A 1684-nucleotide genomic window follows, 5' to 3' on the forward strand; every position below is an offset into this window, starting at 1 on the left:
CAGGGTTTCCCCCATTGTGCAATATTCCCCACTGCTGCCTCCCGTAGGAGTTTGGGCCGTGTCTCAGTCCCAATGTGGCCGGTCACCCTCTCAGGTCGGCTATTGATCGTCGCCTTGGTAGGCCGTTACCCCACCAACTAGCTAATCAAACGCGGGTCCATCTCACACCACCGGAGTTTTTCACACTAGACCATGCGGTCCTGTGCGCTTATGCGGTATTAGCAGTCATTTCTAACTGTTGTCCCCCAGTGTGAGGCAGGTTACCCACGCGTTACTCACCCGTCCGCCACTCAGTCAATCTAACTTCCATCCGAAAACTTCCGTTAGATTGCTTCGTTCGACTTGCATGTGTTAAGCACGCCGCCAGCGTTCATCCTGAGCCAGGATCAAACTCTCATGTTAAAGTTTTGATTCCAGTCAAAATTCGCTTGGCTAATTTTAACCGTTATTACTGTTGTTTTGGTTCTTCGCAAAATTTGCATTTTGCTCATCGCGTTCAACTCGCTCATGCCTGCAAGCAGTCATGGACTCGTTTTTATCGCGAATGTTCTGAATGTTCTCTTGAACTTCAAGGCTTAACCAAAAGCCTTTGTTCTTAGAATTTTCAGGGTTTTACATACTGTTCAGTTTTCAAGGTTCTTTGTTGTTGTCTCATCGACAGCTTATTTATATTATCATAAGCGATTGACTTTGTCAACAAATTTTTTATTTTATTTTTAATCTTTCTCAGAAACCCGTTTGCGTTTCCGCTCTTATTTCCTCGATTGATTTGCCCTTGTCTCAAGGACGTATGTTATGATACCAGAGTTTCCAAGGATTGTCAACGATTTTTCTATATTTGTTATTCTTTTTATTTTGTTGTGATTTTTTAGAATATTTTGTCATTTCTATTTGTTTCACACATACTAGATTAAAAAATCAGCAGCATTCCCACCAGCTTATTTTGATCCTTCTTGCGGAAATGCCGCTGATTTATTTGCTCTCTTCTCATTCCAAACACTACAGTAACGAGATTGCGGTGTGCCATTTTTCAAAACTGTACATAATATATAATTTTAATAATGGGTATGGAAGAAAGCGACTGAAAAATCCAGATACCGCCTGTTTGAGAAGCTCACTTCCCTGTTTCAGGAAATTAATCTTGAGCTTCAATACACGGGGATAAAGTTCAGTATTAATATAGAATACTCGCCAGAATACTTAAAGGAAGCCGCATCGAAATACGCAGAAATCTGGCAGTTGGATGAAACAACGTTTGTCGCCGGTAAAGGACATCGAAAGTCAGTCCAGCAGCGCCATTATGAAAAACTTAAGGAATATCTGTCAAATTGGAATTCCCTATTACACAAAAAAACCGCCATACATTTCCGTACAACGGTCTTCTTTATATACCTTCAAAACTGCACACTGAATTTCTTCTACTCTCTATCTTTCATCCTTCAGGAAATAACTTCCTCTTACCTATCCAATTCTTAACCATATCCTTTTGGTTAAGCCCTCGACCGATTAGTAACAGTCAGCTTCACGTATTACTACGCTTCCACCTCTGCCCTATCTACCTCGTCGTCTTCAAGGGGTCTTACTACTTGCGTATGGGATATCTCATCTTGAGGGGGGCTTCACGCTTAGATGCCTTCAGCGTTTATCCCGTCCCGGCTTGGCTACTCTGCCATGAACTTGATAG

Annotated in this window: 2 rRNA genes; both read right to left on the reverse strand. The window is 41.9% G+C overall.

Annotation, left to right across the window (positions count from 1 at the left end):
* Positions 1–402, reverse strand: a 16S ribosomal RNA gene (locus C7U56_RS15190); the annotation flags it as partial.
* Between the two features lie 1084 nt (positions 403–1486).
* Positions 1487–1684 (reverse strand): 23S ribosomal RNA (locus C7U56_RS15200); the annotation flags it as partial.

The sequence above is a fragment of the Clostridium fessum genome, assembly GCF_003024715.1.
Lineage (GTDB): Bacteria > Bacillota > Clostridia > Lachnospirales > Lachnospiraceae > Otoolea > Otoolea fessa.